This is a genomic window from Pseudomonas sp. 14P_5.3_Bac1, from assembly GCF_025466135.1.
Classification (GTDB): Bacteria; Pseudomonadota; Gammaproteobacteria; order Pseudomonadales; family Pseudomonadaceae; genus Aquipseudomonas.
This window is the reverse complement of sequence record NZ_JANLOF010000072.1, coordinates 1-1,284: the sequence shown is the minus strand read 5'-3', so window position 1 is coordinate 1,284 and position 1,284 is coordinate 1. Positions and strand designations below refer to the sequence as shown.

Annotated in this window: 2 protein-coding genes; both read left to right on the top strand. The window is 48.0% G+C overall.

Features of this window, described 5'->3' with window-relative positions; genetic code table 11:
• Positions 1–580 (top strand): RHS repeat-associated core domain-containing protein (locus NTD89_RS18900; protein ID WP_315975614.1); only part of this gene is annotated, 580 nt, incomplete at its 5' end.
• Positions 580–1,170: a hypothetical protein gene (locus NTD89_RS18895; protein WP_262209043.1), complete on the top strand. Its 591-nt coding sequence runs from the start codon at positions 580–582 to the stop codon at positions 1,168–1,170. The genes NTD89_RS18900 and NTD89_RS18895, both read left to right, overlap by 1 nt.
• Positions 1,171–1,284 lie beyond the last annotated feature (114 nt).

The following is a 1,284-nucleotide window of genomic DNA, read 5'->3' as shown; positions in this document are numbered from 1 at the left end:
GGCGACTTACCGGGTGTGGGGCAGCACGCTGGAAGAGGCGCGCGAGCCTTATTACATCGAGGAACAAAATCTACGGTTTCAGGGGCAGTATCTGGACCGGGAGACGGGGCTGCATTTCAATACGTTCAGGTTTTATGATCCGGATGTGGGGCGGTTTACGACGCCGGATCCGATTGGGTTGGCGGGAGGACTGAACCTCTATCAATACAGCCCAAATCCCGTCGGCTGGATCGATCCTTGGGGTTGGAGTTGCGTTCAGTTCAAACGCTGGAAACGCGGCCAAGCCATAGACAAACCGTTGCCTAACGGCAAAGCTCCGGCTTGGGATGTGGTAAGAAATCGGTACTGGAAAAACCGCCATGAAGCTTCAAAAACATCTGGCGAATTCAGTCCGTCTAACATGAGCCGTATGAAGCGTGGTTCGGCACCCCTGGACGCCAACGGCAACTCAATGGAATTGCATCACCACAACCCTCAAAGAAACGGTGGTAGGGATGTGAACAATCCTCGAAACCTGCGTGAGGTCACTCGCGAGCAGCACGCAGCACTTGATGAATTCAGACATTTAGGAAGCAAGTAATGACCGCTATAGACATCATTAAAAAATTCGTCGAAGGCTCTATTTCACCCAAGGAATTCGAAGAAAAAGTCTACGCAGATGCAACTGTCGAAGCGTTGCTGAAAGGTGAGAAAAACTTGCCAGCGTACGTCAGTGAACCTGATCTCTATACCTATGCAATCAGTCAGGACTTTCGAAATTTTGAGTGCATTTACAATGTTCAAACGCTTCTGTCGGGTGTTCTGAGCAAGAATGGCATTACTCACACGGTGGAAAAAAAGTACGAAAATCTATTTAACCTGACGCTAAAAGTTCAACCAAAGTGGCTGTCCCTATCATCCGACTATCTATCGAACCTAATCGAAGAGCAAAAAAACCTGAGTCCGAAAGATTTGCAATCGTGGTTGAAGGAAAAAATAAAAACTGATTTTCGGTGTTTGAAAACACAGCCAAAATGGCTTCAAAGCCCCGAATGGCCAATAGAAAGCGGAAAGCCGATGGTTTTCGTGGGGCAGCTCGACATTAGCGAATTGAGCCACGACAGCGCACAGGCTTACCTTTTTTTTGATGAAGATAAAAAGACCTTCCATACCATCACCCAAGCATGCTGATGAGCAGTTAAGTGGGGAACATTTAAATTTACAATCAAATAAATCCCTACCCTTTGGCAATTCCCAAGCCCTGCGCTTCGCCTACGACGTCCATGGTCAGTTGCTCGCCGAACG